This is a genomic window from Rhizomicrobium sp. (assembly GCA_037200385.1).
GTDB lineage: Bacteria > Pseudomonadota > Alphaproteobacteria > Micropepsales > Micropepsaceae > Rhizomicrobium.
The window spans coordinates 14395-41294 of the sequence record JBBCGL010000001.1 but is presented as its reverse complement, the minus strand read 5'-3'; the positions used below and the strand labels follow the sequence as shown (position 1 = coordinate 41294).

Genomic DNA, 26900 nt, shown 5'->3' with positions numbered 1-26900 from the left:
CGAGGCAACCTGAGCGGTTGTCTCAATACTGAAACTCGCGCTGAAGGGGGATGTGGTGCCTGAAGAATTTCTGACGGCTTTGCCGAGGGGCAACAAGCTCAACCAGTATGAGATCATCCGCGTTCTTGGGGCAGGCGGCTTCGGGGTCACCTACCTCGCCCGCGACACGTCTCTCGACAAGCTTGTCGCGATAAAAGAATACATGCCGAGCGACTTCGCCGTCCGCGGCGACGGCGCGCGCGTCACCGCGAAATCGACATCCTCGACCAATGACTACCAATGGGGTTTGGCGCGCTTCCTGGAAGAAGCGCGCATCCTTGCAAAATTCCGGCACCCGAACATCGTCGAAATCCATCAGATATTCGAGGCCAACGAGACCGCCTATATCGTGATGGAATATGCCGAGGGCGAGACCCTTGCGCAGCATCTGGAGCGCGTCGGGACGCTGAACGAGGCCGGCATCTCGGTCGTGCTTGGACCGATCCTCGACGGCTTGCAGAAGGTGCACGATCTCGGCTTCCTGCATCGCGACATCAAGCCCGGCAACATCATCCTGCGCGCCTTCAGCGGTCCGGTGTTGCTCGATTTCGGCGCGGCTCGCCAGGCGATCGTAGCCAAAAGCAAATCGATCACGTCCGTCGTGACCGAAGGCTATGCGCCGATCGAGCAGTATGCGTCCACCGGCCATCAAGGGGCCTGGACCGATATCTATGCGCTTGGGGCCGTTGCATATCGCTGCCTGTCCGGCGAAACGCCGCCCGCCGCGACGCTGCGCATCCGCGACGATCCGATGAAGCCCATCGCGGCAATCGCCGCGGGGCGGGCGGAGCCGCAATTCCTTGCCGCCATCGATTGGGCGCTGTCGCCCAATGAGGCAGACCGCCCGCAGAGCATCGCGGAGTGGACGGCCGCGCTGCAGGGCGCCGTAGATGCCGAAAAGACGATGCGCGCCCGGCGAGTCGACGCGACGATGCGAAGCGCCGAAGCCTCGCACGCGCTGACGCGTGTGCCGCAAGCGGCCTCGGTCTTCGCGCAACCCGTCTCCCAGGCGGTCGCACAACCGGTATCGGGGATTCCGGCGGGGCCCGTGGCGACGGGATTGATGAACCGGCCGCTCGCGTCTCTTTGGCCGATGATCGGCGGCGCGGCAGTCGTCGTGCTTTTGCTCGCCGTCGCAATCTGGTGGTTCGTTGCCGGCCGCATTCCGGAGGAGGACAGCAGCCAGTGGCGGCAGGCCGTCGCCGCCAACACGGTCGACGCCTACAAGACCTACCTGCAGGTCATGCCCGCGGGCTATTACGCATCCGAGGCGCAGGATCGCATCGCCCAGGCGACATCCGCTGCCGATGATGCGGACTGGGCGAAGGCGGCGGCGCAAAATTCGTCGGCAGGCTATCAAGCTTACATGGATCAATATCCGGCCGGCCGCCATCTGATCCAGGCGAAAACCGCCGAGATCGCCGCCGAGCATACCGAACAGATTGCCCATGTGCAGGATGGACTTGCAATGGCGGGCCTCTACAAGGGCAAGGCGGACGGAACCGAGACCGAGGCGACCAACGCCGCGATCCGCAACTATCAGCAATCCAAGAACATGCCCGTGACCGGCAGGATCGACGCGGCGCTGCTCGCCGCGCTCGACCAGGACAACGCCGAGCGTCTCAAGGCAAGGCGGGAGGCCGCGCAGCGCGAGACGGATGCCTATGACCACGCCATCGCGCTGCACGATCGCGCGACATACGAAGCCTTCCTGCACGCTTTTGCGGACAGCCCACATAATGCCGATGTGCGTCAGCGACTCGCTCAGTGCCACGTCACCGTTCACATGGAGAATGTCCTCGATCTGCACGACATAACCGCCAAGGGCACCGGACGGGGCACCGGCAACGAAGGCTGCCGCCTGGCGCAGGAGCAAGCGACGCAGCAATTGTCGGCGCAATGCCAAGGACGGCTCATGGGCGTCAGAGTGCTCGACGAGAACCATGACACCTCGGGAAGCGAGGCCGGCTCGACGATCCTTTCCTCGGTCATCGGCTTCGTCACAAAGCGGAACGTCAACGTGAACCTTCCCAGCACCTGTACGACCGACCTGCGCGCACATTGCGCGATGACTCGAGCGGTCCAGAAGCAGGGCGAGGTCTGCGGTTGAGGCCGTTCGGTGCATGCCGGGCGCGCCGATGAGCGCCTGCTGCAGAGGATGTCGAGAATGAGCCGGCAATCCGGCATTGGCGGTGGCCAGATCGTCGGTGAGCGCGAACGCCAGGAAGACGCGATTGCCTCTGCCGCGTTGGGGCGACATGGGACGGTCGCGCTCGTTCTGGCGGATGGAATGGGCGGTCATGCCGGCGGCGATGTCGCGGCCAAGCTCGCCACGCGCACCGTCCTCGCGCATCTGGGCGCCGGCAGCAAGCCGCCCGCCGAGAAGCTGCACAGTGCGCTCGCCGCAGCCAACGATGCGATAAATCGCGCGATTCTGTCGAACCCCGAACTTGACGGCATGGGGTGTACGCTCGTGGCGGCAACCATCTCCCGCGGCCGACTGCGCTGGATCAGTGTCGGCGACTCCGTGCTTTTTCTGTTGCGCGGGGAGCGCTTGTCGCGGCTCAACGCCGACCATTCTATGCGCTCCATCCTCAACGATCTCGTCGCGCGCGGCCAACTCGACATGGCAGACGCCGCGCACGATCCCAGGCGGAATGCGCTGCGCTCGGCAGTATCGGGCCAGGAGATCGACTTGGTCGATGCGCCCGACACCGATATCGTCTTGAAGGATGGAGACCTTGTCCTGATCGCGTCGGACGGGGTCGAGACGCTGGAGGATGCGGAGATCGCCGATATCGCCGCGCGTGCCGCGAGCCATGGCCCGCAACGCGTCGTCGACGATCTGCTCGAGGAAATCTCGGCGCGTTGCACCCGGCATCAGGACAATGCGAGCGCATTGGCTTATGTCCACGCCGATCGCCGCACAACGCATCTTGGCGTCGCCGCCAGCCAGCGGCGCGGAACGACGATGGTGGTCGCTGCCGCCGTGGTTGCACTGTCGCTATGGGCCGCGCTGATGTACGAGTTCCGTGCATATCTCGGCATCGGATTGTCGCAGAGCGGCGGTCCCCATGCGGGGATCGATGCCCCGCCGCGCCCGATCCCGGGGCGTGGTCTGCACACCCGACCGATCGGCGCCGCGCCTGCCCCCGCTGCGCCGTCGACATCGGCGCCTTTGCGGTCGTTGTCCGGCAGCCCGAAGCCGGCCGTCGTCCCGCCATCCGATCAGAGCCTGCTGGATTCCGGGCCGCCGCGGAGCGACGCAACGCCAACGCCTCTGCCCAAGCCCAGCAGCACAGCCAAACCGGCACCCTTGCAGCTGAAAGCGAAGACGAAGCCGAAACGACAAGAGGTCGACGACGATGATCGCTGAATGGCGGAAGGTCGCCCTGTGTTTCCTTATTGCGCTCGCCGCTGCGCTGGCGCCGGCCCGCGCCGACGACGGTCCGGATGCAGACAAGCTGCAGCAAGCCGTCGTCCATGTCTGGGCCTATGGCGGCACGGACGAGGTCAAACTCGATCTCAGGGCCGGGTCCGGCTTCATCATCTCGCAGGACGGCTATATCGTCACCAACTATCATGTGGTCTCCAAGGCCACGAAGATCGCCGTCATCCTGCAAGGTGAGGCAGAGCCGCAATCCGACAGCGCCGAGGAGCTCGATGCCCTTTTCCGCGGCCATCCCGCGAAAGTGATCCTGGCATCCCAGGCCCGCGACCTCGCCATCCTGAGGATCAGCCCGGTATCGATCGATCCGCTGACCATCTCTACCGCCAATCTCAGCAAGAACACGGCGGTCTACGCCATCGGCTATCCGGGTGTCGCCGACGATCTGTTCAAAGCGCCGACCGCCAATCCGACCGTCACGAACGGCGTGATCGGCCGCACCTATTCAGCCCGCCTGGCCGACAGTGACGAAGACGAGACCCTGCCCGTCATCCAGCACAACGCCCCCATCAACCACGGCAACAGCGGCGGACCGCTGCTCGACAGCTGCGGACGCGTCATCGGAGTCAATACCTGGGGCAATTTCGACCAACTCATGAGCGGCGGCGACGGCGCCTACATCAAGACGGCCGCGGGCGTGTATTATGCGAGCAGGGCGGACAATCTCGTCGCCTTGCTGCACGCCGGCAACATCCCCGCCATCGTCTCGGGTGACGAGTGCAGGGTCTCGGCGATCCAGCAATTCCTGCAGCGCGGCCTCATGGACGGCGGCGTCATGCTGCTCATGCTCAGCCTCCTGCTTGTGGGCATCATGGCGTTCCGCCGCCCGCGGCGGATCGTCCTGGATACCGTCAACCGCACGGCCGACGCGCTGTCGCGACGGGTGAGCGGCAACGGCGCACCGCGCCGCCCCGCTCGCGACGGCTTCGCGGCGGCCATGCAAGGAACGAAAAGGAACGATAACCGGAAGGGCGCCAATTTCGAAAAGCTGCACTTTGCCGGGCGCGGCGATGCGGAACGCTACAGTTTCGACATCACCCGGAATCTTCTCCAGCGCACGAAAAACGGCGCGGTCATCGGCCGGCTGCATAGCGGCGTCGACGTCCTGATCGAGAATGACGAGATCTCGCGCCGCCATGCACGCGTCTTTTTCGATGGCGGCCAAGTCGTGATCGAGGATCTCAAGTCGCTGAACGGCACCCAGGCCGACGGAATTCGCCTCCTGCAGGACCTGCCGGCGCCGCTGAAGCCCGGAAGCGTCGTCCGCCTCGGGCCGTTCGCATTCGACGTCAAGTTCGAATAGCGCGTCAGGACGTGATCTTCAGGCAGATCGCGCGTTCCTGCCACTGTCCCGGCGCGGCCGCGAACTCCGGATCGGGTCGCGCGCCGCCGTCCGGTGGATCGGACGTCGCGATGACCTTGAGCATCTCCACGCCTGCAGGCCCCGCCGCCTTCATCGCGAAGCCGGCCTTTTCGCCCGGCGACAGCAGCGCGCCGGCTTGGTGTGCATCGGGAAAGAGCCGCGTCGCACGGCCCATGCGGTCGAGGTCGAACACCTGCACATAAGCCGGTCTCGTCACGCTGAAATGCAGTGTCATCACCTCGCCGACCGCATAGACCGCCGCCCTTCCATTGAGCCAGGCGTCCAACCCGAATTCGCCCTGCTCGCTCGGGCTGCGCACCGCGATCGGGCCGGCAATCTGCGTGTTGCTGCCTTCGTCGATGCAGTCGTCCGCGGTCGTCGGAGCCACCGCGACCACTTGCGGCCTCGGCCAGAATGCAAAGGCCGCGGCCGCCAGCAATATCGCGCCGGCAATGCCGGTTGCCACCGCGAAGCGGAATCCGCGCCGCGTCTGCGGCGAACGCCATATAGGTTGCCGCCACAACCGGGAACAGTCGGACAGGCGCATGAGCGGCATGCATTCCAGCCCGCTATCCTCATAAGCCGCGTCCAGCAAGGCGCGGGTCTGCTCGCTCAGCTGCGGGAGATTGTCCTGCGCGAACAGAAAAATCGCATCCTGGATCTGATATGCCGCGACGTGATCCAGTATGCCGACCGCCTTGGCGTCGAAGCCCGCGACCGGCGCCAGCATACCCCGGCCGCCGCGCGCGATGGCGCCGGTCGCATAGATGCGGCGCCCGGGATAGGTCCGGCCGAAGCGCGCCAGCTTGTCTGCGACGGCGAGTGCAAGACCAAAACTGTCGCCGGAGAAATCCCGCTTCTCCGCCACTACCTGCACGCCGAGCTCCATGGTCGATGGACGCTCGTCGGCACGCGCATCGAGCAGGATGTCCTGCGCTTGCGGCAGGCCCGGCGCACGCACGGGGCGCTCCTTGTTGTCCCAATCCGGAATACGCCGGCAACCAATGCTCAAGAGCTCGGCTTTGCCGTCGCCGATCGTCGGAAACAGCACAGCCTCCTCGTGCGGCGACATATCGTCTTCGGTCGGAATCACGGCCTTGGTCCGGCGCTCAAACGATCTCGAGCCGAAGATTGGTGCGGCGCAGCCTTTCGAGCGGCGACCCGTCATGCGGCCAATCGAGGTCGAGCCCGCCGTCGCTGCCCGGCACGCCCTGGCCCCATATCAGCCCCTCGCCATCGACAAGACGCAATTGTGCCGAGGGTGGGATCAGTGCCGCCACGGCGCTGTCGACCTGCAGCGTAAGCACCCAGTCGTCGCCTGCGACGGGCGTGACGGAAAGACGCCAGCCATTGCCTTCGACGACCTGCTCGCCGGCCTCCGAAGCCGCAGCGCGCAGCGTCACGACGTTGTCATGGCCTCGGTCGCGCCACGCATCGCGGGCCGGCGCAAGCAGCTCATGACGCAGGCGCAGGAAGGCGGCGCGCGCCGACGGCGACGTCCACAGGATATTCTCCTCGCGCGCAGTGAGCCTTCCCTGGCCGAGAATAGCTTGGCGCCATATCGTCGGCGTCGCCTCGGGCGGCGCGTCCTCGACCTGGGCGTTCAAGATCTCGGCAAGAAGCTCCGCCGAATTACGCGAATTCATATGGCGTTCTCCTGTTTGCGTTCGATGCAGAGCTTGATCTTAAGCTGGGCCGAATTCAGGTGTTTGTAGTATTGCCGGCGCGCGAGTCCGTGATCCCGACAGAATCTTTCGACGCGCCCGTCGCCGTCGGGACTGATGTCGACCACCTTGCTCCGCAACAGCACCGTTTGGATGATCTCGTTTTCGACCCCTCCGAGCTGGCGGCTGCACTCGTCGAGGAAGGCCAGGCGGCGGTCGAAGCCGGGAAGGACCGCCACGTCCTGCACACTCACCTCCTCGGCATCTTCGACTTCGACCATCATTTGTTGGCAGTCGGAGCAGAATTGTTGGAACAGGTCCTCAACCGAGACGAGGGTACGCGGCAGATTGTGGTCGTTCGGATGCCGTTCCCGCAGCCGCGCCAGCAATGCCTCGAAATGCTCCGCTTGACAGCGATTGTAGGGGCGAGAGATTCCGAGGCCGGCTTCCTTGAGCAAGTCCCGGCTGACTTTATCGAGGCGTTCCCAGACGGCGAGATGGCCCGGCGACCGGGCATTGAGCAACGGCCAGCGCATCTTGCGCAGCGCGCGGCTCGCGATCGTGCGGAATGCCGACTTGGGATTGCCCCGCGCGAACATGGCTTTTCCGTCCCGGAGCGCATCCTTCAGCAGATCGCTCTCAGCCATCAGACTGATTGCCAGTTCCCAGGTCTGCGCCCAGTCTCCGGCCCGGTTGCGGCGGTGCTCCAGATCGCGAAGCGTCTCGTCCAGGAAGAGCGGCCAGACCGCGTCGAATCCATCTTCGCCCATCTCCATGAGCGCGCCGCAAAGCGTCTCCGCGTGCTCCCAGAGCACCCTGAGCAGCTTGGACGAAATCCGCCCCCAATCCCTGGTCAGTAAGATCTCTTCCTTTTCCATCGCGACTTCCAATAGTGTAGAATTTCGTTGTGAAGAGTACGTCTGGAAAAACACACCGTAATACCCTTAGTATTCTGCGAATCTGTTTCGATAAATCCAGCCCCGTAACCCACTTTTACACGGATGATCGTAATGGTCGGAAAAATGCAAAAACAGCTCGCGGCGATTCTCGCCACGGCTGTTGCGATGATTGGCGTTCCTGCTCTTGCGCAAGTCAAACCCGCTGACGAGATTGGCAGCGAACTTCGGCCGGGCGGCCAGCATCGGGCGCACGGCGATCCGCACAACCTGTCGCTCGAGATCGTCCAGCCGGGCCAGGCGCCTGAACCCGCTGCGCCCCCACCGCCGCCGCAGGCGAACGCGCCGCACTCAGACATCACGGTCTACTTCGACTTCAACTCCGCGACGATCAAGCCGGAATCGATGGCGCAATTGCGCGAGCTCGCATCGGCGCTCAACAAGCCCGAGCTTGCGAGGTATCATTTCGCCATTGTCGGCTACACGGACAGCAAGGGAAGCGACGCCCAGAATTTGCGGCTTTCGGTGCTGCGTGCCGCTGCCGTGTTCGAAATCCTGGCGACCAAGTTCAGCACGGCGCCGTCGCGGCTCTATGTCCAGGGCCTGGGCAAGAGAGGTGCCGGTGGATCCGACGCGGCGAAGGATCGCCGCGTCGAGATCATCAACCTGCTCTGAGCGATACCGGGCAACGCCTCACGGATTGGCCGCCACGGGATAGATGTTGTTGGCCGTTTGAAGATCGCGTCCCAAAGCGGCGGACAGCTGGCGATATAGCGCGCTGAGGCTGTCTACCGGCAGCGGGGCGAGCACGGGTCGCGAGAGATTCTCGGGCAGCGCCGCGAGAACCGATCGGCTCGACGAAAAGCAGGTGAATTGTTCGCGTCGCCCGGCCGTCGTTGGACGGATGCGGAAGAAATCCCCGGCGCCGGGGATTTGCACTTTGCGTCCCTCGCCGACGAATTCGCTGGGCTGGGTCGGGTTCGGATAGGTCCGGAACACCCGACCGTCGCCGTCCTGGTAGAAGCACGCCAGATAGCCGTCATGCGCCAAATCCGCCGTGAAGGTGATCGTCTCGCCGACATAGACGCCGCCGGTGACGGCCGACAGCCGCGACAACCCGACAGCCGGCACCATGGCTTGCGGTATCTCGGCACCCGGCGCCGGGCCAGGCGTTTCGAGCGGCGGCGCGGAAGCGGCCGCGGGCCCACTGACAAGAGCGTAGTAGAGCTCGAAGTTCAGCAAGCCCAGCGCCGGCATGTTGTTGTCCTGTTGATACCGCGCTGCGGCAGCGCGCAACTCGGGCGTGAGCACGGTGACCGCCGGGCCGCCGTAGTAGCCCGCGCTCTTCAGCGCCGACGCGATAAACGAAACGCGCTGCTCGTCGCGCATGGAGGTGAATTGGTCGTAGGCCACGGTCTTGGAGCGCGGATCGGTCGAGGCCAGGCCGAGGCATTGCCAGTACGGCACCTTGGCATAGCGGCCCAGCATCTCGATCGCCGTCAGTTCGATCAGCGTGCGCAGGCCCGCATGGGTCCCTTCCTGCTCATTCATGCTGACGCTGTAGTCGAGTCCGACCGAACTGATGCGCGCATCGAGATCGGCGCCCTTCGAACGCCGGCCGATCGCCAGCGTGTTGCTGACGCTGGTGCCCGGCAGAACGGTGCGCGACGCAATGTCGTCGAGACTCATGTCGACCGTCATCAGCGACGACATGTTCTGGCGATTGAAACCCGCGCCCAGGGAAGTCGAAACCGTGATGCCGCCACCGGACGAGTCCTCCGTCACACCCTGGTCGAGTTCGCTGATGGAGCCGCGGATGAACAAGCCGCCGGCGAGGATACGCTGGTTCGGTCCGAATACCTCCTGGAAGCTGATGTCCTGGTCGACATAGCGAAACGAACCCGACCGCAAGGACATCGCCGAGACCGCGGCGATCAGCATGTCTCGCGTGCCCGCGTTCACCTTGCCCGTCCTGTCGAGGATGCCGACCGAGGTGATTGGAATATTGTAGCGAAATCCACGCTGCAGAAACATGTCGTCCATGCAGCGGAGGGCTTCGGTGAAATTGGTGACCGTCGCGACCGGCGTCTGTTGCGGCTGCGCGACAACATAGGCGGCATCGGGCGCATGCGTGGCACAGCCGGCCAGCAACGAGCCGATGAGCGAGAGCGCGGTGAACTGCTTCCAGGCGCGCCCGCCGATAATGCGATCGAACATCTTTCCCTCCTCATGGACCGGCGATCCCGCCGCCGGTCCGTCTTCCAGTTCGCAATGCTTCGCGATGGTCCGCCTTGTCACGGGCGCGCGAAGCACAGATCGTTGATCACGCCGGTCACGACCGTCGTCTGCAGCGGGTCCTGCTGCACTACGGCGTTCTGAGGCGCGTCGGCCGCGCGGGGCGGCAACATCGCACCGCTCGCGTCGTAGACATCATTGGGCGACGGGCCGGTATTCGACCCCAGCGTGATGTCGGAACAGTTGAAGTTGTTCGTCGGCGTCCAGGTTTGCTTGTAAGAGTCGCCGAACGCGCGCAGGCGGTCGACCCTGGCCTCCGTACCTGCATCGGCCGACGCGAAGGTGTTGATCTCCTGCGCCTGGGCGGCGCCCGCAAGCATCACGAAGAAGGTGCATGCCAGCAAGGTCTTGGGCGAAATCATGGGATTTTCCTTTCGTTGCGATGGGTGCGCGATCGATTCATGGGGCCGGGCGCCATCAGCAGGCGCGGCCGAGCGAGCCCAGCGTGACGCGGCCGGGCCAGAACGTGCCAATTCCGACATTGAGGACGCCGCCGGTCACGACCGTCGACCGGAAGCTGCCCGCCGTCGAGCGATTGACGGAAGCGATGCTGGTGCAAGCGCTGGCGCCCCCGCCGAGAGCCACCGTGGTCACGTCGCCGGATTCTGCGGTGAGTGAGACGTTGCCGCCGGTGCTGGCGTCGTTGACGCTCGCCTGTACGGTGCGCGCCAGCGCACCGGCGCCGAGCGCAACCGTCGTTTCGCTGCCTGTCACCGTCCGACCGGCGAAGCTGCCGCGGACATGGCTTCCATCCGTCACGCTCGAGTCGATCCCCGAAACCTGTTCGGCGACGCCGATGCCCACCATGGTGTTGCTGCCCTGCACGACGGACATGGACGCGCTGCCGTCGACGGCAGTACCGCTGTTGAAAAATTGCGCCTGCGCTGCGCCTGTCATCAGGAGCATCAATGCGCCTGCGGCGGCTGTCTTGTTCTTGAACATACCGACCTCCTCTTGGTCCGATGAAGCGGGACGATGCGCCCGGCTGCCGGATGCCGTCCGGGCGCATGCCTGGGTCGCCCCGTCAGTTGGATTTGGCTCCGCCGATCGAGCCGATCTGCTGGTTCTGGTGGATATCATCGCCGATACCGACCTGGGTCACCTGCTGCAGCTGGGTGTTGATGGTGACGTCGCCCTTGATGGACGTGCCTTCGGCGATCGAGCTGATCAGCTGGTTCTGATGGATGTTGTCGCCGATGCCGACCTGCGTGACCTGTTGGGCGTTCGTCGTGATGTTGACGTTACCCTCGATGTTCGTGCCCGTGGCGCTGCTGTTGAAGAACTGCGCGTTGGCAGCCGAGGTCATCAGGAGGCCGGTAATCGCGGCCAGAATGAGCGTGTTGCGCATGACAATCTCCGTTTGCGTTATGCTTGAAAGCGACCCTGCGCCGCCTCCTGCCCGTGTAATGGGCGGGAAGTGGCGGCGTCCGTACCGCTTCGGCTTCACTTTTTTTGGAAAAAACCGCCCCGTACCCCACCTGCAAATATCCTAGGCGATTTGTGAAATATTGTCGCGACGACCAGCATAGTATTCACGCGAAAATGCAGTATTTGTGGAATCACAAGAAATCCAGAGAAATATCAATATTTTGAGTATCTTATTGTCCGGCGCATTGGCGTTCGCCCACCCGATTTGAGGTGGTTTGGTGATTGCCGCCCACAGCGACTGTGCCGGACAAACAGCGAGGGAACCTGGACATCGGATCGCAGGCAGCACCCTCTACGCGCTCCCGGGTTTGGCCGGTCGGGGGCGGCCTTGCGCGACCAACTTTAGCGATGGCTCTGCTGGTTGCGATGCAATAGTGTCACCGGTGACTTTCAGCAGAGGTTTGGGTGGACCGAAGCGGCCCCGAGAACGACGCGCAATTGGACGTCTGTCTGGTCGTCCCGCCTTTCGACGCCATCAATTTTCCAGCGCTCGGAACGTCGGTCCTGGCTTCGGCTTGCCGTGCGCGCGGCCTCAGCGTGGAAATCGTTTACGGCAGCATATTGCTGGCGTCGCAGATCGGATATGACGCCTACAAGGCGGTTTGCGATTCGCCCATGAGCGCGCTTCTGGGCGAACATCTCTTTCGGCCACACGCGTATCCGCAGGACAGCAAGTCGGCCGCCGCCCCGCCCGCGAGATTTCCGCGGGAGTTTCAACAACGCTACGACGGGCTTGCGCCGGAGATCGGTCCGTACCAAGACGCGATGACGCGCCGGATCGTTGCGCGCAATCCGCGCATTCTCGGCATCTCGTCCACGTTTCAGCAGAATTTGGCGGCCGCCGGATTGGCGTGGCGGGTCAAGGCCGCGGCGCCGCACATCATCGTCGTCATGGGCGGTGCGAACGTGGCCGGCCCCATGGGCGCCGGTCTTGCCGGCGCCTTCCCCTGGATAGATCACTTCTTCGTCGGCGAGGCGGATTCCGAATTTCCGGAGTTCTGCGAACGGCTGGTACGCGATGGTGTCCGGCCGCCAAAACAACTGATCGCGTGCGAGCCGATCAGCGATTTCCGCCGCGTTTTTGCGCCCGATTTTTCCGACTATTTCTTGGCGTTGCGGCAGGAGCAGCGCGACGGGCGTCTGCCGCCGGAGCTTCCGGAATTTCTCACCATGGAGACGTCACGCGGCTGCTGGTGGGGCGAGAAGCACCATTGCACCTTTTGCGGCCTCAATGGCGAGGGCATGGAATTCCGCCAAAAACCCGCCGACCGCGTGCTGAGCGAGATCGAGGCGTTGACGAGCGCCTGGGATGCCAAACGCTTCTTCCTGGCGGACAACATCATGCCGCTCAACTATTTCAAGACGCTGCTGCCGAAACTGGCAGACTGGCCGGCGCGCCCCAGGCTCTTCTACGAAGTGAAGGCCAATCTGCGCGACGACCAGATCGAAAGCATGGCGCGAGCGGGCATCGACGCAATCCAACCCGGCATCGAGTCGCTGTCGTCCCATGTGCTGAAGCTGATGCGAAAGGGCGTTTCCGGACTGCAGAATCTGAGCCTCCTGCGGTCATGCAAATCGATGGGGGTCAGGGTCGCGTGGAACTATCTGTATGGGCTTCCGGGCGAAACCCTGGAAGATTACGAGGCCGTTCTGCGGCTGTTGCCCAAAATCCCGCATCTGCAGCCGCCATCCGGCCTGAACAGGATCATCATCGACAGGTTCAGCCCGTATCACAACACGCCGGAACAGTTCGGCATCGAGAACGTCGTTCCCGTACCCGGCTACACCGGCCTCTATCCCGACGACGCACCGCTATCCGATATCGCCTATCACTTCTCCGGCAGCTATTCGACGCCGTTGCTGGAGGACAAGGGCACAATCGACAAGCTGCGACTGGCGATCGGCGTCTGGAAGCATCAATGGCACCGGCCCGATCATCTTCCGGTGCTCCGCGTCGTGGATGGCGGCGGAGGGCAGCTGGCGATCGCGGACACGCGCAGCGTCGCAGTGCAGGGGCTGACCGTCATTTCGCGCGAAGCGTTCGAAACGCTGAAACATTTCGAACGTCCGCAGCCGCGCGACGCCCTCGAAGGCGCAGCGGCGCATATCGTCCGTTTCCTCCTCGATCGGCATTTCCTGGTCGAGCATGAAGGTCTCCTGCTGAGCGTCGTCACCAGATCCCGGACCGCGGCGAGCACGGCAGCGCCACGCCGGGAAGCGGCTCCCGCAATGGCAAGCTGATCGCCGTGGGGCGCGCGCACTGCCAAACCTCGGCGGGAAGATGTCGCCTATGCTCTCCCCGTTGCCGCCGGCAATGAGCGGCCCTGACACGACACGATCGGAAAGCTTGGCGCATGCGCTGGAAGCATCCGGGCGCCCCCAAGAGGCCCTGGCGGCAGCGTGGAGCGCGTTGACGGCGGCGCCCGGCAGCCGCGCCGCGAAGGGACTGGTCGCGCGTCTGCTCCGGGACAATCCGGATCTCGTGACCGCCGACATGGCGCAGTCATTGCGAGGGTTGCTCGCCGATCCCCAGGTCGATCCCGGTTACATCGGTGCTGCCGGTTGGAGACTGTTGTTGCGGGAGTCTGCGTTGCTTCGCGCCGGCATCGCGGCAGATCCCCGCGACTTGGCGACATGGCTCGAACATTGCGGCCTTGCGCTCGATTTGCTCCGGGAAACCTTCGTTCGCAACCTCGAGGTCGAGTTGCCCCTTACTGCGCTGCGCCGATGGCTGCTGTTGCGCGAAAGCTGGCGCGAATTCCCCAATGCGGTCGAAGCGCTGGCGACGCAGGCCGTCCACAATGGCGGAGCCTGGCTCATCGATGAGGCCGAACAGGCGCGGCTGGAGGCCGATGGCGAAACGCCCATCGCGCATGCCTATGCGCCGCTGCGCCATGACAGCGGCAGCTCGCGGGATTTTGCCGACCCGGTGACCGGCGCGGTGGCGAAGCAATATGAAGGTTGGCCCTACCCGCCGTGGTCTCGCATCATGGTATCCAAGCAGGGGACCCTTCCGGCACTGGTCAAGAAGCTGGACCCGGATGGACCGGACAACATTCCGGTCGCAGCCGATATCCTGGTCGCCGGCTGCGGCACAGGACGCGAAACGGCGATCCTGGCCTCGCATTTCCCCGATGCCCGCATCACCGCCATCGATATTAGCGAAGCGAGCCTGCGCTACGGCACGGAGAGATGTGCGCGCATGGGGCTGCGGAACATCGAATTCCGGCCGCTGGACCTGCACGATGTTTCGGCATTGGACCGCCGCTTCCACGCCATCGTCAGCAGCGGCGTGCTGCACCATCTGCCCGATCCCGAGAAAGGCTGGGGCGCTCTCGCCGACGCCCTCGTGCCCGGCGGCGTGATGCGGGTCATGCTGTACAGCAGGACCGCGCGGCTACGCATCCACGCGGCGCAAAAGATCATCGCAGACCTGGCCCAGCTTCCAGTCGACGCAGATTTGCTGCGGACGGTCCGCCGCCGGCTTATCGCACAGGCGCCCGGCCTGGTGGCCGGCTCGCTGGACTTCTACACGCTTGCCGGGATTCACGATCTGCTGCTGCACCGGCAAGAAGTCTTCTTCGACGTGCCGCGTATCTCAGCGGCAATCGCGCGGGTCGGACTTCGCCTGCTGGCCTTCAGCCTGCCCACGCGCGCAAAAGCCGAACGGTATCGCGCCGAGAATCCGGCTGATGTCCTGTTCCGCGACATCGCCGCATGGGCGGAGATGGAACGGCGCGAACCTCTTCTATTCTCGCAGATGTACGATTTCTGGTGCCGAAAGCCCATGCCATGAACGCGTTCTAGCGGTTGCCGCCGGACGCCTTGCGCAAAAAATGCCCGACGGCCAGGGCGCGCGTGAGCACAATGCGATGGGAAAGCGCGACGGCGTCGCCATCCCAGCCATCCTGCGGCCATGCGTCGGTCAGAGCCCGCAGGCGCGCGAGATCGAGCGTTTCCGCCGCGGCAGAGCAATCGTCCAGCCGGGCGATCTCTTCGGCAAACTCGGCGTGAAGGGTGCGAATACCCTCGTACCAGTCCGCGCCCTGAAGACCGCGGCGGCGTTCGTTCAGCACCGACGCCGGAACGCGGTCGGAAAAGGCACGGCGGGCAAGCGCGCGCGAGATGCCGCCGGACAGAAATTGCTCGGTCGGCGTGGCGAGGCAGAACTCGACGAGCCGCCGATCGGTCGTCGGATCGCGATGATCGACGCCCCAGCCCCCCAACGAGCCTTTGTTGATGTTGCCCATATCCGTGCGGCGCAAGGCCCAGAGCCGTGTCGAAAAGCCGTCCTTGCGCGGACGGTATTCGAACGTCATGTCCCGCGCCCGCGCCCGTGCCGCCAGATCGAGCTCGGCAAGCTGCCGCGGGTTGATGCCCGTGTGCGTGAGCACGCTCGGCGCCCGGCCTTGGATGGCGATCTTCAGCCAGCGCCACAGCCCGGGCGGGATATGCGGGCCCAGGCTCGCGGCAAGGGCGGCCAGCAGTGTCATGTGCCGCTTGCGGACCACGCCGGCGACTTCGCGCGACCACCGCAGCCAATGACCGCCCGCGAGATCCTGCGGCAGGAGCTCGAAGCCATTGTAGCTGAAACTCAGATTGCCCATGTATGCGGGCAGGAACACCGACAATTTGCGGTCGCGTGCCGCATCGTTGATCGCGCAGAACCATGTCCCGTTGGGCAGATCGCGGACGGGCTGTTCGAACAGGTAAAAATAGCGATCGAGCAGATCGAGCGCCGATGCCATGTCGCCGCGGACCAGGACATGCTCGACATTCGAATAGCGCGCCGCCGTCGCCGCTGCCAAGGGCCCCTCGTCGGCGATGCGGACATCGCCCGGCCGCGCTGCGAAGCCTTCGCTGGGGACCGATGTGAACGCCACGATCCGTCCGCCCGTCGCCGCCATCTCGCGCGCCGCGGTCGCCGTGACGACGGAACTGTCGAGACCCGCACTCAGATGCGTCCCGGCCGCGCGGACCGCACCACGCAGCCTTGCCCGCACCGCTTGGTCCATATGCCACCGCACGCCCTCGGCGTAATCGCCGGCACTCCTGGGCCGCCCGCTTGGCCGCGACGGCTCCCAATAGCGGCGGGAGGATATGCCTCCGGCGTGAAACGTGACGATGTGGCCGGGCTCGACGCGTTCGATGGTCTTGAAATTCGTCTGAGGTCCGGTCTCCGGCAACAAGACCAGGAATTCCGAGACGCGCTCCACGTCCGGCGCCCGTTCGATCTCGGCCAGCGCGTGCAAACCCTTCGGCATGCTGGAAAAGGCGAACAAACCCGGCGCGCGGTGATAGTGCAGCGGCCTTTGTCCCAAGGGATCGCGAGCCAGCAGGAAGCGGCGCCGGGCCGAGTCCCAGACGACGAACGCATAGTCGCCGACGATGCGTTCGAGCATCGCTTCGCCCCAAGTCTCGAATGCGGCCAACAGGATCTCGGCATCGCACAGCGCGCGTCCTGGCGCGATGTTCAGGGCGCGCGACAGCTCTTCGCGATTGTCGAGACGTATATCCGCAACGAGGACATACTTGCCGCCTGCACCAACGAGTGGCTGCCGATCGTGAATGTCCTCCGGCAACAGGCGAAACAAGGCCCTGCCGAGGGCGACGAAACCGTCATCCCATTGGTCCGTCGCATGCGGTCCATATAATTTTTGTGCGGCCAGCATGCGCGCACAGGCCGCCGCGGCGTCGTTGGGACCGCCGATGCGCCACAACCCGGCGATGGCAGTCATTGCTCTGCGGTCGCCTGCGATATCACCTCGACCGTGACCAATCCTTCCGAACGCAGACCATCGAGCAGCTCAAGGACATCCCGCTCGCAGTCGTCGGGAACATCCACATATTCGCTCTGGATCGCAGCGACGATGTCGGCGACCGGCATCGGCGAAGCGATGAGTTGCCAGACGCGCGACCCAACCGTATTCAGGCCGTAGCAAGTGCCCAGTTCGACATGCAATATGACTATCTCGCCGTTGACCTCGGCTTCGACCATCTTGCCACTGCGCGAGACGCGCGAGTCCGGACGCAATGGAGCGACGTTCCCCATCTCATCTGCATCCACTGCCACGAGCTATTACCGCCGCGGCGATCAACTCAAGAGGATCAGAATCTCGGGACCGAACTGGATGCCTGTTTCCGCCTCGTCTGCGCCAATGCGGTGAAAGGACGGCTTCGTGTAGGGTTCCTTGCGCACGGGCACCACGTTTTGCACGTCCGACTTGGGATGATTATCCGTCATGCGCTTGGCTCCTAGCCTTGTAACTACATTGCCGTCCCCGTGCGATGTGGACGGCGTTAACGCAGATAAGCATATTACACAAAACTCATACCCATCCAACCGACACTACGCCTAGTTGTGTAATCCGGCAGCATGCAGGATGGTTCCTACGGAAGCCTGGTATTTTGCGCAAGAAAAATCACAAGCGTCTGCCGTGAACGATGCAGTTCTGCGCCGGCGTGCGCCTCGCTGTGGTATTTAGGTCTCAAAGTGGCGGTTATACGATGGAAACGGTCCGGAACCTTGCGGAATTGGTCGCGCCGCTGACCGTGGCTGAGTTCCTGGCTTTGCTGCGCCGCCGCGAATTGCTGTTCTGGCGCAACCCAGGCGGGAACCGATTCGCGGGCCTCCTCGATTGGACGACGCTCCGCAAACTGCTTTCAAAGCCGGACTTTCCGCTCGACAGCCTCCGCGTTCAGCGCGAATCGGTCGTCGTGCAGCGGATTTTCTATTCGGACAACAAGCGAATCGATCTTGGGCGGCTGGATACGCAGATGCGGGGGAACACCAGTCTTGTCGTGGTGCCCGTGGAAACGCATATCCCGGCATTGGCAGCGCTTTGCGACGATATCCGTTCGCATATTCCCGAGAAGATACAGGTCGGCGTCATTGTCACAGTCGGGGCGGGCGGCGCCTTCCAGCAGCATTATGACGACGAAGATCTCATCATCCTGCAGCTCGAGGGGAGCAAGCGCTGGCAAATCCACCACGCCACGGCGGCCAATCCGACAAAGGGAATGCCGAAGGCCCCACCCCCCGAAGGGGCGCCCATATTCGATGAGGTGCTGCAGCCGGGCGACTTTCTCTTCCTGCCCGCGGGCTCCTGGCATCACTGCGAGAACGGACCGGAGCGGTCCCTTCACCTCGGGATATTCTTCGAGCCCCTGGTGGCGTGGCGGCCGATCTACGACATGGTTCTCGGGATGCTGTCGGAGGAGTTGTTCCGGCAGCCCGTAACGCGGCTGGCCGATCCGTCGGAATTGGACACGGTCGAAGCGCACGTCAAAAGACGGCTTCTGGAGAAGATCGACGCGCTATCGTTCGGCGACGCGATCATCGCAGGGGTGCGCAAACCGAAGGCATAGCGCTCCTGCGGCCGCCATTGACGGGCGGAACCGCCATGTCTGGCAAGTGGGTCGATCGGCATGTTGACACGCATATACGCATGTCCCGTAATCGCCACGACCGTCATAAGAGCCAACCCTTGGACCGCATCTGGCAGGCCGAAAACACGAATGCGCTCGCATCGCGGATTCTCGCGCGCGCCGCGACACAGCCGCGGGCCGTTGCCGTCGACGATGGCGAAACGGCCATCACTTTCGGCGAGTTGATCGCGCATGCCGGTGCGTTGGCCGGGACACTGTCCGCGTTCGCCGATCCGATCGGAATTCTACTGCCCCTCTCGACCCAATATATCGTCGCCATCGTGGCGATGCTGCTGGCCGGGAAGACATATGTTCCGATGGACAGCGGCTTTCCCGAAAAGCGCAACCTGCGCATCGTTACGCATTCGGGGATGACCGGCGTGGTCGTAAACGACGCGACGGCCGCCATTGCCCGGGCGCTCGACCCTTCGGTCCGGCCGATCGCAATCCCGCCCCCGTCATCGGGATACACGCCGCCACCCTCGCCTGGCACCGCCGCCGACCGGATCGCCACGATCTTTTACACGTCCGGCAGCACCGGCGAGCCGAAGGGCGTCTGCCACAGCGAATCCGGCCTTGTCTACGACATGGAGCATTTCATCGATCTCATGGGCCTTGGCCCCGGCGACTGCCATTCGCTGCTGTTTTCTCCCAGCGTCAGCATCTCGAACCGCGATATTTTCGGTGCGCTTCTGAGCGGCGCAAGGCTCGCCATCGTCGACCTGAAGCGTCTCGGGCTTTCGGCGGCGTTGCGCGAGCTTCGACGGCAGAACGTCACCGTGTTCCATTCGGTCCCCAGCGCATTCCGTGCCCTGTTCGGCGGCGCGGAGACCGACGGCGACGCGGCCGGCGATATCCGGATCGTGCGGCTGAATGGAGACCGGGTGACGCGGCGCGATGTCGAGCTTTACCGAAAGGTATTCCCGCGAACGTGCCGCCTCAGCCTCGACATCGCAACGACGGAGACACGCCCCTATGCCGCTTGGTTCGTCGATCACGAGACGCCGCTCGAACGTCCTCTCGTGCCCGTCGGCTTTCCGCGGGCCGACCTGCACGTCGCGCTCATCGATGAAAACGACGCGGCCGTGGCGCCCGGCGAGGTGGGCGAAATCGTCGTGGCCAGCCAGGGGCTTTCGCCAGGCTATTGGCGCGACGAGGCGCTGACGAAGACGCAATTCGTCGACTCGGCGCGGCATCCCGGCATGACCGAGTATCACACGGGCGATTTCGGCCGCGTGCTGCCGGATGGATTGCTCGAATTTATCGGCCGCCGCGACCGGCAGATAAAGGTGCGCGGCAACACCGTAAACCTGGGCGCGATCGAGGCCGTCATCGCCTCGCATCCAGCGGTCCAGGACACAGCTGTGATCGCACGCATGACCGGAGCCGAGACGAAGCCTATCGCTTATTGTGTCTGCGAAGCTTCTCCCGGTACGGAATCCATCCGTGCGTGGTGCGCTGCGCATCTGCCGCCCGCGTTCCATCCTGCGGAGATCATCCGGTTGGACGTTCTGCCGAAACTGGCCACCGACAAGGTCGACCTGATCGCGTTGGAGCGCATGGATGCCGAGCGCGTCCGCGGCACGGCCTTCGCTGCCGCCACCGAGGCCAGGCTCAAAGCCGACATCGTCGGAAAGGCGTGGAGCGACTTGTTGGGCGCAGATGCGTATCGGCGCGATTTGCCGTTCGCGGAAGCAGGCGGCGATTCCCTGCAAGGCATGATGCTCCTCCTGGCAATCGAACGGCGCCTCGACCGCCATCTTCCCAACGATCTGTTCGACGAGACGACGCGGCCGAGCGAGTTGGCGATGCGTCTGTCGGCACTTGCCGGAAAGACGCCCGCGCGCGGTACGGATGGGCGCCCGACCTTGATCCTCTTTCCGGGGATTTTCGGCGCCGATTTCACGATGGCCCGTTTTGCCCGCAAGCTGAGCGAGCATTTCAACGTCGTCTTGATGGACTACCGTCACGCCGGGCCGGATCTGCTGGGCCCCGCGGACCGCGGCCGGGTTTTTGCGGAGTTCGACGGCGCCTTCGAGGCGGCGGGGCGGCCAGCCCGGCTTTGGGTGGTGGGCTGCTCCTTCGGCAGCCGGATCGCCGTCGAAGCCGCGCGGCGCTTGCTCGAACGCGGGATCGCGGTCGAATTCGTCGGTGTGATCGATGGTCCGACGGACGCGGCCATCGACGCTCGCAATAATCAAAAGGCCATGTCCGCCGCGTTCCGTCCGCCCCTGGAAGAGCGCATCGCGCTGGCCGGCGGGCGGGTCGGCTTCGCGATCATAGGCGTGGCACGTTTCGCTGCAAACCAGATGGTCAATCGCCGGATGCTCACGCAGCTCCACGCCTTCATCGCGCTGCTGTCGCGTTTGGGGCTCAAGGAGGCGGCGCTCGACGCGCGGAGGATCGCGATGGGACGTGCGCGCGTCAGAGCGTTCAAGAACGTCCTTGCCGCGCCGCTGCCGGCGCCCCTGACGCTGTTCGTCAGCACGGCTCCCTACAGCTTATCGCGGCACATTCCGGACCTGGGCTGGAGGGCGTGGTGTTCCGAGCTTCGGATCATCGAGCTGCCGGGAAATCATTTCGAGATCGTGACGGAGCCGACGTCGGCGCAGATCGTCGCGACCCTCGTTGGGGCGGACCGGACGCAACACAATCAGGCCGCGTAGAGAATCGAAAGGCCTAGGGCGGAACCCCTGCCGGGCCCGTGCCGTATCAAGACCAGGATATGCCGTGCAAGATTTCGAAGGAACGACCGTTTAGATGCGCTGGCAAATCGAACCAGGTTGGGGCGTTCTCGACGGCATGCTGAAACTGGCGCAAATCGCGGCGGAGCGGAATCCGGGCAAGGCCGACAATTGGAGGACGCTGGTCCTCACGCAGCACCAGGCCGGGCGTGCCGCCGATATCGAAGACTCACTGCAGCGCGCCGCAGCGGCGCTTGGCGGAGATCTCGCGGGTAGAAGGTCGTTCATCACGCTCCTGCTCTCCACGGGCGAACTGGACCGTGCCGTCGACGAAGCCGAAGCGCTGTTCGCGGATGCACCGCAGGATGCCGAGACATACGCCCTGCTCAAATCCGCGCTCACCGAGGCCGGTGCCCGGGACCGCCTGAACGAACTCGGTGTGCAAAGAGACGAGATCTTGCAGATCAGCCGCTTCGCGCTGAATGAGGCGTGGGAAACGGCGAAGTCGGACGCCGACCTGCGGGCGCTTGTCGCGAAATGCCGCGCGGCGCTCGCGACCAACCCTGCCGACGCGGGTGCGCGCTGTTTCCTGGCGCATGGTCTCGCCCAACTGGGCGAACGGGCGGAGGCGACGGCCCTGATGGCGAGCACCAACCTGCTATCTGTCGGAGATTTGCGCATTCCGGGGGAATTCGACTCCCGCGAGTCGTTTTGCGCCGCGCTGGCAGACGAGATCCGGCACAATCCGACATTGATACCGGATCCGAAGCGCAAGGCGACACGCAACGGCCGTCAAGCGATGCATATCGGTCTCAAGGGCGAGGCGGCACTGGATATCCTCTTGCGCCAGATCAAGCATGCCGTCGACGACTATGCGCGCGAGCGACAGGGCGGCGCGGACCCTTACGTCTCGCAGCCGCCGGCGAGCGTGCGCCTTTCGTCCTGGGCCGTGATCTTCAACGGCACGACGGGGCGCCAGACGGCGCATATGCATCCGTCGGGCTGGTTGAGCGGCGTCTTCTACGTCACCGCGCCGCGGGAACCGGAGACGGAACGCCATAGCGGTGCGCTGCTGGTCGGGTCGCCCATCCGCGGCCTTTCGGCAGCGGCCCCCTGGGACATCACGCCGATCGAGCCGGTGCCGGGGCGGATCGTCCTGTTCCCCTCTTTTGTCACGCACGCCACCGAACCCTGCAAGGTGCCCGGCGAACGCATATGCGTCGCGTTCGACGTCGTGCCGACCCAAGCCGGCCATCCCGCCGGGGAGACCGTGGTGACATAGACGCGTGAGCGCGACCTTGTCTGGCTCGTGGAAGTTCCGCATTGTCGGCCCATGCATTGGCTGACCACCGAGACGAGCCGAAGCCTTCCGACCGGAATCACCATCTCGCTGCTGCACAAGGCGATCGCCGTTCGGCCGGACGATGCGGCGCTTTTCGCATCGCTTGGCGAGGCGTATGTGGCCACGGGCGATTTTCGCGCGGCCGCGCAAGCCTTCGAGCAGGCCGTAGCGCGAGAAGCGCGCGATCGCACCGCCTGGATTTTGCTGGCGCAATGCTATCTGGAGCTCGGCGAAGGCCAAGCGGCGCTCGACGTCTGCATGCGGAGCGACGCGGTGCCTGCGACGGCGGAGATCGCCTTTCATCGCGGCCAGGCGCTCTCGCTGCTCGGCCGTTCCGAAGAGGCACGGCAGGCGTTTCTGTCCGTGCTCGAACTGGGCGACAGACGGTTGAATGCCATGCATGCCCTGCTTGCGCCGCTCGCGCCCGATCCGGATCCGACGACTTTGCTTGCGTTCTGCGACGGCCTGGCTCGGCGTTATCAGGACACCGCGATCGTACGCGCGCACCGCGCCATCGCGTTCAGCCGGCTGGGCCGCACAAGCGAGGCGTCGAAGCTCGTCGACCTCGACCGCCACGTCGTGGCGATGTCGTTCGATCCGCCCGCCGCGTTCGGTGGCCTCGCCAATTTCAACAGACTGCTGGCGGAGGAGATCCTGGCGGACGTCAGGCCGGCCCGCGCACAGCGCGATGGCCTCGAGATCGACTACGCGCCGCAAACGCGGTCGCAGCCCGCCATGACGGCGCTCCTGGCTTTCATCCGGGACGCCATGGACTCCTATATCCGGCAGCTATCCGCCCTGGGTCTCGATGCGGTCATGCCGCCGCCCGAAGCGGGAACCTTGTTCAGCGCCAATGTCGTCCTGCGCCGCGACGGCGCCAATGGCGAACACATCCATCGCGCCGGTTACATCTCGAGCGTCTACTATGTTCGCGTTCCCCGCATCGTATCGGAGGCGAACGACGAGAGAGGTTCCCTGGTGCTTGGAAAATGCGAGCGCTACACCGGCGGCTATCGGCCGTGCTGGGGCACGAGGTTCATCAAACCGGTCGAAGGCCGGTTGATCCTCTTCCCCTCGCACCTGTTTCATGACGTCGTGCCGACGGGCCTCGAAGAGCCCCGGATATCCGTGGCGGCCGACCTGATCCCGGCGTCAGAAGCACAGGCCCAATCTGCCGCGGGACGGTAGTCCTTGACATCTGCGACCTGACGCGTCGCGGCGATGCCGGCAGCATGCGGCGTGGTGGATATGCTTATTCGCGCTTTTCCCGCATGGAGAGGAAAAGACGTCTGGCAGGCTTCAAATTTCGTCGGGCACCGTGACATCCGGCGCGGGTGAGAACGCCGCGGCGAGAAAGCCCGCGACTGAGAACACCAGATGGGAACGTCCTCGAAGAGCGTCAAGAGGTGGAAGAATTTTTTTCATCTTGCGAGTTCGGCCGCATGCCCCGCGGCCGATCGCATCCCCAGAGCCTGTTGTGATCCGATGGAGTCACCAAAAAAAACGTGACATGGCGCGGGAATGTTGCGGTGCAGTATCGCTGCGGCGGACGCACGAACAAGGCTTCCCTCGCCTGTCCGGCCGCGATGGGTTAGAACCCATTATGGGTAATGCTGCCGCAAAAACCGCCGAAATCGAACCCAGGGGGCTCGGCTACTGGGCCGACGCGATCGTCGGCAGGGTCAGAGCGGACGACGAGGTCTTGGCGCGGATGGTCGGCCATCCACGTTTCCGCGAAGCCTGCGAAACGATGATGCGCGACACGCTGGCGATCAGCCAAGCTCATCCGAAGATGGCGCGGGTCATGATCGACATCCATCGCGCATTGCTGGGCCTCTTCGTCCTGTATCTCGATGCGCGCGGCATCGTCACCCATGCCACGGTGCGCGACTTCTGCGTCGAAGTCGGGCTGACGAATCCCGGCCGCGCCACCGCGATCCTGATCAACCTGCGCATGGTCGGCTACATCGTGCCCGATCCGGTGCAACCCGACCGCCGCTCCCGCCGCTACATCCTGAGCCGCGAGACGCGCGAGTTCTTCAACGAAGTGTTCCGCCGGCAGATGATCAGTCTTTCGCTGATCGAGCCGCAGGCGCTCATGATCGCCGACCGCTTCGACGATGCCAGAATCTATAAGAGCTTCGTGCTCATCGTCTGCAACGGGCTCGCCAATGCGTCGCGGCGGGGCGACACCAGCGAGATATCGCTGTTCGACAGGCGCAATGCCGGGCTGGGCATCCTGTTCCGGCTATGCGTCTCCGGCAAGCCGGACGACACGTTGCCGCCGTCCCGGCCGATCCCGCTCTCGATCAACGCCCTGGCGAGCGAATTCCGGGTGTCGCGACCGCATGTGCGCAAGCTGTTGCGCGATGCGGAAGCCGCGGGCCTGGTACGCCGCAATGCCGGCGACTCCACCCTCGTGCTGGAGACTGTCTTGCGGGACACCGTGATCCGCTATCACGCGTCCATCTTCATGGGTCTTGCCCACGCCGCGCGCGCGGCCCTGCGTGCCATCGGCGAGATGGATTAGTAGCCGAGCGTCACCGAGACGGTGGCCAGGTTGCCCAATCCCGCGCCGGAAACCGGCAGCTTCTCGATCTGCCAGCCATAGTCGAAGCGCACATCGAGATAGCGGCCGACGCTATAGCGCGCGCCGACGCCGACGCTTTGCAGCTCCGCGGCTCGCGGACCCGACGCTTGCGCGTTCTTGAACGAGACGTTGCCGTAGTCCCAGAATGCCAGCGGCTGGAGCTGATCGGCTGCGGACAAACCCAGATCGTGCAGCGGCGCGATGGTGGGACCACGCAGCTCCAGGCTCGCAAGGTAGCCGTCGCTGCCGTTGGCGGCGCGCTCTTCATAGCCGCGCACACTGTCGATCCCGCCGGCGCCGAGTTGTTCGCTCGGCAGAAGCTCGGTCGAGGCAAACTGGCCGTCCACCCGCGCCACGAGACTGAGATGCCAGGGCAGGAAGACGAGGCGCGTCAGGCGCAGATTGCCGTAGAGATAGCTCGCATGCGCGCCGGTCACGCCGGAGGCCTGGAACACCGCCGTGGAGTTGCCCGCCGAGAGGCCGCCGGGGCTGTAGACCAGTGTGCTCTCGATGCCGGTCTGTCCCAGCGCGTCGTCGAGCGTACCGTCATAGATCAGCAGGAACTGTTCGGTGTCGGTCGCACTGGCGAAAATGCCGGTGCCGCCGAACGCGAGGTTGTTGTCGGCGCGCTTGTAGTCGAAGCCGAGCTGGAGCTGCTGGGTGAAGCGGCTCGAGCCCCGCAGCGGCATCTGATAGCGCGCGCCGAACTGCAGGCTGTGGCCGGTCTGGCCGAAATCGGGCCCGAGGTCGGGCACCTGCGTGACGTAGGAACCGAACAGGTTGAACAGATCGCCCCAGGGCAGCGGTGCGACGTAATTGACCGAATGCGCGATGAAGCGCGGCGCGCTCGACAGGCCCGGCCCGCGATCGCGCTCGCGCCACAGATCGGGGCTAGTGATGAACTGATAGGAGAGCTGCTGATCGAGGCCCAGGACGTTGCCCCAGTTGAAACCGGCGCTGTAGCGGTCGCGGCCGGTGATCGCGACGCCGGTGTTGTCGAAGGATGCGTACAGGCGCAGCGGAAGCCGCTCATCGACCGTGAACGCGAGGTCGGTGGCGCCGGCTTGATCGCTCTTCTGCAGCACCACGTTCACGGCGCGGAACGGATTGCGGTTCAGCACATTGAGGCCGGCGCCCAGCACGCCGAAATCGACCGGATCGCCGCGCCGCATGCCGAGTTCGCTCGCGAGCAGACCTTTGCCGAAGTAGTAGTTGCCCGAGAACCGGACCCGCCCGACGCGCGACTCCGTGACCACCGCCTGCACGACGCCGGTGCTGACGTCCTGCTCGGGAAAGCTCACCTCGACCACCGGCCGGTTGTGGGCGCGATAATGGTCCGTGACGATCCTGGCGATGGCCGTCAGGTCGGCGGTGTACAGCGGGCGGCCGATAAAGGTCTGGAGGATTTCGCGCAATTCGGGGTCTTCGGCGAAAGGCACCTCGATGACGACGCCGGCCGTGACGACGCCGTTGCGGTTGATGCGGTCGATGGACGGCTCGAGCGTCAGGCCTTTGAGATGGCCGATCAGCTCGACATTTTGCGCAGGAGGCACTGCAGCAGGCACCGCCGCACGCGGCTGGGGCGCGGCGGCTTGTGCCGGCGCCGCCGGCTGATGCGGCGCGACACTGCCGAAATCCTGCGCCGCGGCGGGCGCGAGCGGCAGAAAGCCCAGCAGCAACGCCGTGAACGCAACGCGCAAGGCGGTCATAGCCTCGGCTCGCC

General features: G+C 64.6%; 22 protein-coding genes. 11 read left to right on the top strand and 11 right to left on the bottom strand.

Annotated elements, in window-relative coordinates; translation table 11 throughout:
* The first annotated feature begins 55 nt into the window (after nucleotides 1-55).
* Genes WDM91_00135 through WDM91_00125 form a run of 3 tightly spaced genes read left to right on the top strand, consistent with a single transcriptional unit; the run spans nucleotide 56 to nucleotide 4790 of the window.
* Nucleotides 56-2149: a serine/threonine-protein kinase gene (locus WDM91_00135; protein MEI9992970.1), complete on the top strand. Its 2094-nt coding sequence runs from the start codon at nucleotides 56-58 to the stop codon at nucleotides 2147-2149.
* A gap of 57 nt (nucleotides 2150-2206) precedes the next feature.
* The gene (locus tag WDM91_00130; protein ID MEI9992969.1) at nucleotides 2207-3415 is read left to right on the top strand and encodes a protein phosphatase 2C domain-containing protein; all 1209 of its coding nucleotides are present in this window, start codon (nucleotides 2207-2209) and stop codon (nucleotides 3413-3415) included.
* On the top strand, nucleotides 3405-4790 hold the full coding sequence (locus WDM91_00125; protein MEI9992968.1) for a trypsin-like peptidase domain-containing protein: 1386 nt from the start codon (nucleotides 3405-3407) through the stop codon (nucleotides 4788-4790). The genes WDM91_00130 and WDM91_00125 overlap by 11 nt, the downstream gene beginning before the upstream one ends.
* A 4-nt stretch (nucleotides 4791-4794) precedes the next feature.
* Here the strand turns inward: WDM91_00125 and WDM91_00120 are convergent, their stop codons facing one another.
* From WDM91_00120 to WDM91_00110, 3 genes are all read right to left on the bottom strand, one after another.
* On the bottom strand, nucleotides 4795-5811 hold the full coding sequence (locus WDM91_00120; protein ID MEI9992967.1) for a DUF4384 domain-containing protein: 1017 nt from the start codon (nucleotides 5809-5811) through the stop codon (nucleotides 4795-4797).
* Nucleotides 5812-5959: 148 nt separating this feature from the next.
* Nucleotides 5960-6496 carry a hypothetical protein gene (locus WDM91_00115; protein MEI9992966.1) on the bottom strand — a complete coding sequence of 179 codons (537 nt, stop codon included), beginning with the start codon at nucleotides 6494-6496 and terminating at the stop codon, nucleotides 5960-5962.
* Nucleotides 6493-7392 (bottom strand): hypothetical protein, encoded by a 900-nt coding sequence (locus tag WDM91_00110; GenBank protein MEI9992965.1) that lies wholly within the window; start codon nucleotides 7390-7392, stop codon nucleotides 6493-6495. The genes WDM91_00115 and WDM91_00110 overlap by 4 nt, the downstream gene beginning before the upstream one ends.
* Before the next feature lie 144 nt (nucleotides 7393-7536).
* On the opposite strand from WDM91_00110, the gene WDM91_00105 reads away from it, so the two are divergent.
* The gene (locus WDM91_00105; protein MEI9992964.1) at nucleotides 7537-8085 is read left to right on the top strand and encodes an OmpA family protein; all 549 of its coding nucleotides are present in this window, start codon (nucleotides 7537-7539) and stop codon (nucleotides 8083-8085) included.
* Nucleotides 8086-8103: 18 nt separating this feature from the next.
* Here WDM91_00105 and WDM91_00100 read toward each other — a convergent pair whose 3' ends face one another.
* From WDM91_00100 to WDM91_00085, 4 genes are all read right to left on the bottom strand, one after another.
* Nucleotides 8104-9627, bottom strand: coding sequence for a DUF4384 domain-containing protein (locus WDM91_00100; GenBank protein MEI9992963.1), 1524 nt, complete (start codon nucleotides 9625-9627; stop codon nucleotides 8104-8106).
* 77 nt (nucleotides 9628-9704) lie between these two features.
* Nucleotides 9705-10067 (bottom strand): hypothetical protein, encoded by a 363-nt coding sequence (locus WDM91_00095; GenBank protein MEI9992962.1) that lies wholly within the window; start codon nucleotides 10065-10067, stop codon nucleotides 9705-9707.
* A 55-nt stretch (nucleotides 10068-10122) separates the two neighbouring features.
* The gene (locus WDM91_00090) at nucleotides 10123-10647 is read right to left on the bottom strand and encodes a hypothetical protein (protein MEI9992961.1); all 525 of its coding nucleotides are present in this window, start codon (nucleotides 10645-10647) and stop codon (nucleotides 10123-10125) included.
* Nucleotides 10648-10729: 82 nt separating this feature from the next.
* Nucleotides 10730-11053, bottom strand: a complete 324-nt coding sequence (locus WDM91_00085; protein ID MEI9992960.1) for a hypothetical protein — start codon at nucleotides 11051-11053, stop codon at nucleotides 10730-10732.
* Between the two features lie 485 nt (nucleotides 11054-11538).
* Between WDM91_00085 and WDM91_00080 the strand changes: the two genes are divergently transcribed.
* Nucleotides 11539-13374 (top strand): RiPP maturation radical SAM C-methyltransferase, encoded by a 1836-nt coding sequence (locus WDM91_00080; GenBank protein ID MEI9992959.1) that lies wholly within the window; start codon nucleotides 11539-11541, stop codon nucleotides 13372-13374.
* 106 nt (nucleotides 13375-13480) lie between these two features.
* Nucleotides 13481-14929, top strand: a complete 1449-nt coding sequence (locus WDM91_00075) for a class I SAM-dependent methyltransferase (GenBank protein ID MEI9992958.1) — start codon at nucleotides 13481-13483, stop codon at nucleotides 14927-14929.
* A 7-nt stretch (nucleotides 14930-14936) separates the two neighbouring features.
* Here the strand turns inward: WDM91_00075 and WDM91_00070 are convergent, their stop codons facing one another.
* Genes WDM91_00070 through WDM91_00060 form a run of 3 tightly spaced genes read right to left on the bottom strand, consistent with a single transcriptional unit; the run spans nucleotide 14937 to nucleotide 17377 of the window.
* Nucleotides 14937-16871 carry an asparagine synthase-related protein gene (locus tag WDM91_00070; GenBank protein ID MEI9992957.1) on the bottom strand — a complete coding sequence of 645 codons (1935 nt, stop codon included), beginning with the start codon at nucleotides 16869-16871 and terminating at the stop codon, nucleotides 14937-14939.
* The gene (locus WDM91_00065) at nucleotides 16868-17206 is read right to left on the bottom strand and encodes a PqqD family peptide modification chaperone (protein ID MEI9992956.1); all 339 of its coding nucleotides are present in this window, start codon (nucleotides 17204-17206) and stop codon (nucleotides 16868-16870) included. Before WDM91_00065 ends, WDM91_00070 begins: the two co-directional genes overlap by 4 nt.
* A gap of 21 nt (nucleotides 17207-17227) precedes the next feature.
* Complete coding sequence (locus WDM91_00060; GenBank protein MEI9992955.1) at nucleotides 17228-17377, bottom strand: hypothetical protein; 150 nt, start codon at nucleotides 17375-17377, stop codon at nucleotides 17228-17230.
* 263 nt (nucleotides 17378-17640) lie between these two features.
* On the opposite strand from WDM91_00060, the gene WDM91_00055 reads away from it, so the two are divergent.
* From WDM91_00055 to WDM91_00035, 5 genes are all read left to right on the top strand, one after another.
* The gene (locus tag WDM91_00055) at nucleotides 17641-18501 is read left to right on the top strand and encodes a cupin domain-containing protein (protein ID MEI9992954.1); all 861 of its coding nucleotides are present in this window, start codon (nucleotides 17641-17643) and stop codon (nucleotides 18499-18501) included.
* Nucleotides 18502-18536: 35 nt separating this feature from the next.
* Nucleotides 18537-21227 carry an alpha/beta fold hydrolase gene (locus tag WDM91_00050; protein MEI9992953.1) on the top strand — a complete coding sequence of 897 codons (2691 nt, stop codon included), beginning with the start codon at nucleotides 18537-18539 and terminating at the stop codon, nucleotides 21225-21227.
* A gap of 94 nt (nucleotides 21228-21321) precedes the next feature.
* Nucleotides 21322-22527: a putative 2OG-Fe(II) oxygenase gene (locus WDM91_00045; protein MEI9992952.1), complete on the top strand. Its 1206-nt coding sequence runs from the start codon at nucleotides 21322-21324 to the stop codon at nucleotides 22525-22527.
* 51 nt (nucleotides 22528-22578) lie between these two features.
* Nucleotides 22579-23775, top strand: coding sequence for a putative 2OG-Fe(II) oxygenase (locus tag WDM91_00040; GenBank protein ID MEI9992951.1), 1197 nt, complete (start codon nucleotides 22579-22581; stop codon nucleotides 23773-23775).
* Between the two features lie 415 nt (nucleotides 23776-24190).
* A complete protein-coding gene (locus WDM91_00035) occupies nucleotides 24191-25117 on the top strand; it encodes a hypothetical protein (protein ID MEI9992950.1) in 927 nt (308 codons plus the stop codon).
* Here WDM91_00035 and WDM91_00030 read toward each other — a convergent pair.
* Nucleotides 25114-26886: a ShlB/FhaC/HecB family hemolysin secretion/activation protein gene (locus WDM91_00030; GenBank protein MEI9992949.1), complete on the bottom strand. Its 1773-nt coding sequence runs from the start codon at nucleotides 26884-26886 to the stop codon at nucleotides 25114-25116. The genes WDM91_00035 and WDM91_00030 overlap by 4 nt on opposite strands.
* Between the last annotated feature and the right edge of the window lie 14 nt (nucleotides 26887-26900).

Bases quoted from the DNA above. Each gene is read 5' to 3' on its own strand.
- WDM91_00130 (MEI9992969.1), top strand. From the start codon at position 2,207: ATGAGCCGGCAATCCGGCATTGGCGGTGGCCAGATCGTCGGTGAGCGC.
- WDM91_00125 (MEI9992968.1), top strand. From the start codon at position 3,405: ATGATCGCTGAATGGCGGAAGGTCGCCCTGTGTTTCCTTATTGCGCTC.
- WDM91_00115 (MEI9992966.1), bottom strand. From the start codon at position 6,496: ATGAATTCGCGTAATTCGGCGGAGCTTCTTGCCGAGATCTTGAACGCC.
- WDM91_00110 (MEI9992965.1), bottom strand. From the start codon at position 7,392: ATGGAAAAGGAAGAGATCTTACTGACCAGGGATTGGGGGCGGATTTCG.
- WDM91_00105 (MEI9992964.1), top strand. From the start codon at position 7,537: ATGCAAAAACAGCTCGCGGCGATTCTCGCCACGGCTGTTGCGATGATT.
- WDM91_00100 (MEI9992963.1), bottom strand. From the start codon at position 9,627: ATGTTCGATCGCATTATCGGCGGGCGCGCCTGGAAGCAGTTCACCGCG.
- WDM91_00095 (MEI9992962.1), bottom strand. From the start codon at position 10,067: ATGATTTCGCCCAAGACCTTGCTGGCATGCACCTTCTTCGTGATGCTT.
- WDM91_00090 (MEI9992961.1), bottom strand. From the start codon at position 10,647: ATGTTCAAGAACAAGACAGCCGCCGCAGGCGCATTGATGCTCCTGATG.
- WDM91_00085 (MEI9992960.1), bottom strand. From the start codon at position 11,053: ATGCGCAACACGCTCATTCTGGCCGCGATTACCGGCCTCCTGATGACC.
- WDM91_00070 (MEI9992957.1), bottom strand. From the start codon at position 16,871: ATGACTGCCATCGCCGGGTTGTGGCGCATCGGCGGTCCCAACGACGCC.
- WDM91_00060 (MEI9992955.1), bottom strand. From the start codon at position 17,377: ATGACGGATAATCATCCCAAGTCGGACGTGCAAAACGTGGTGCCCGTG.
- WDM91_00055 (MEI9992954.1), top strand. From the start codon at position 17,641: ATGGAAACGGTCCGGAACCTTGCGGAATTGGTCGCGCCGCTGACCGTG.
- WDM91_00050 (MEI9992953.1), top strand. From the start codon at position 18,537: ATGTCTGGCAAGTGGGTCGATCGGCATGTTGACACGCATATACGCATG.
- WDM91_00045 (MEI9992952.1), top strand. From the start codon at position 21,322: ATGCGCTGGCAAATCGAACCAGGTTGGGGCGTTCTCGACGGCATGCTG.
- WDM91_00040 (MEI9992951.1), top strand. From the start codon at position 22,579: ATGCATTGGCTGACCACCGAGACGAGCCGAAGCCTTCCGACCGGAATC.
- WDM91_00035 (MEI9992950.1), top strand. From the start codon at position 24,191: ATGGGTAATGCTGCCGCAAAAACCGCCGAAATCGAACCCAGGGGGCTC.
- WDM91_00030 (MEI9992949.1), bottom strand. From the start codon at position 26,886: ATGACCGCCTTGCGCGTTGCGTTCACGGCGTTGCTGCTGGGCTTTCTG.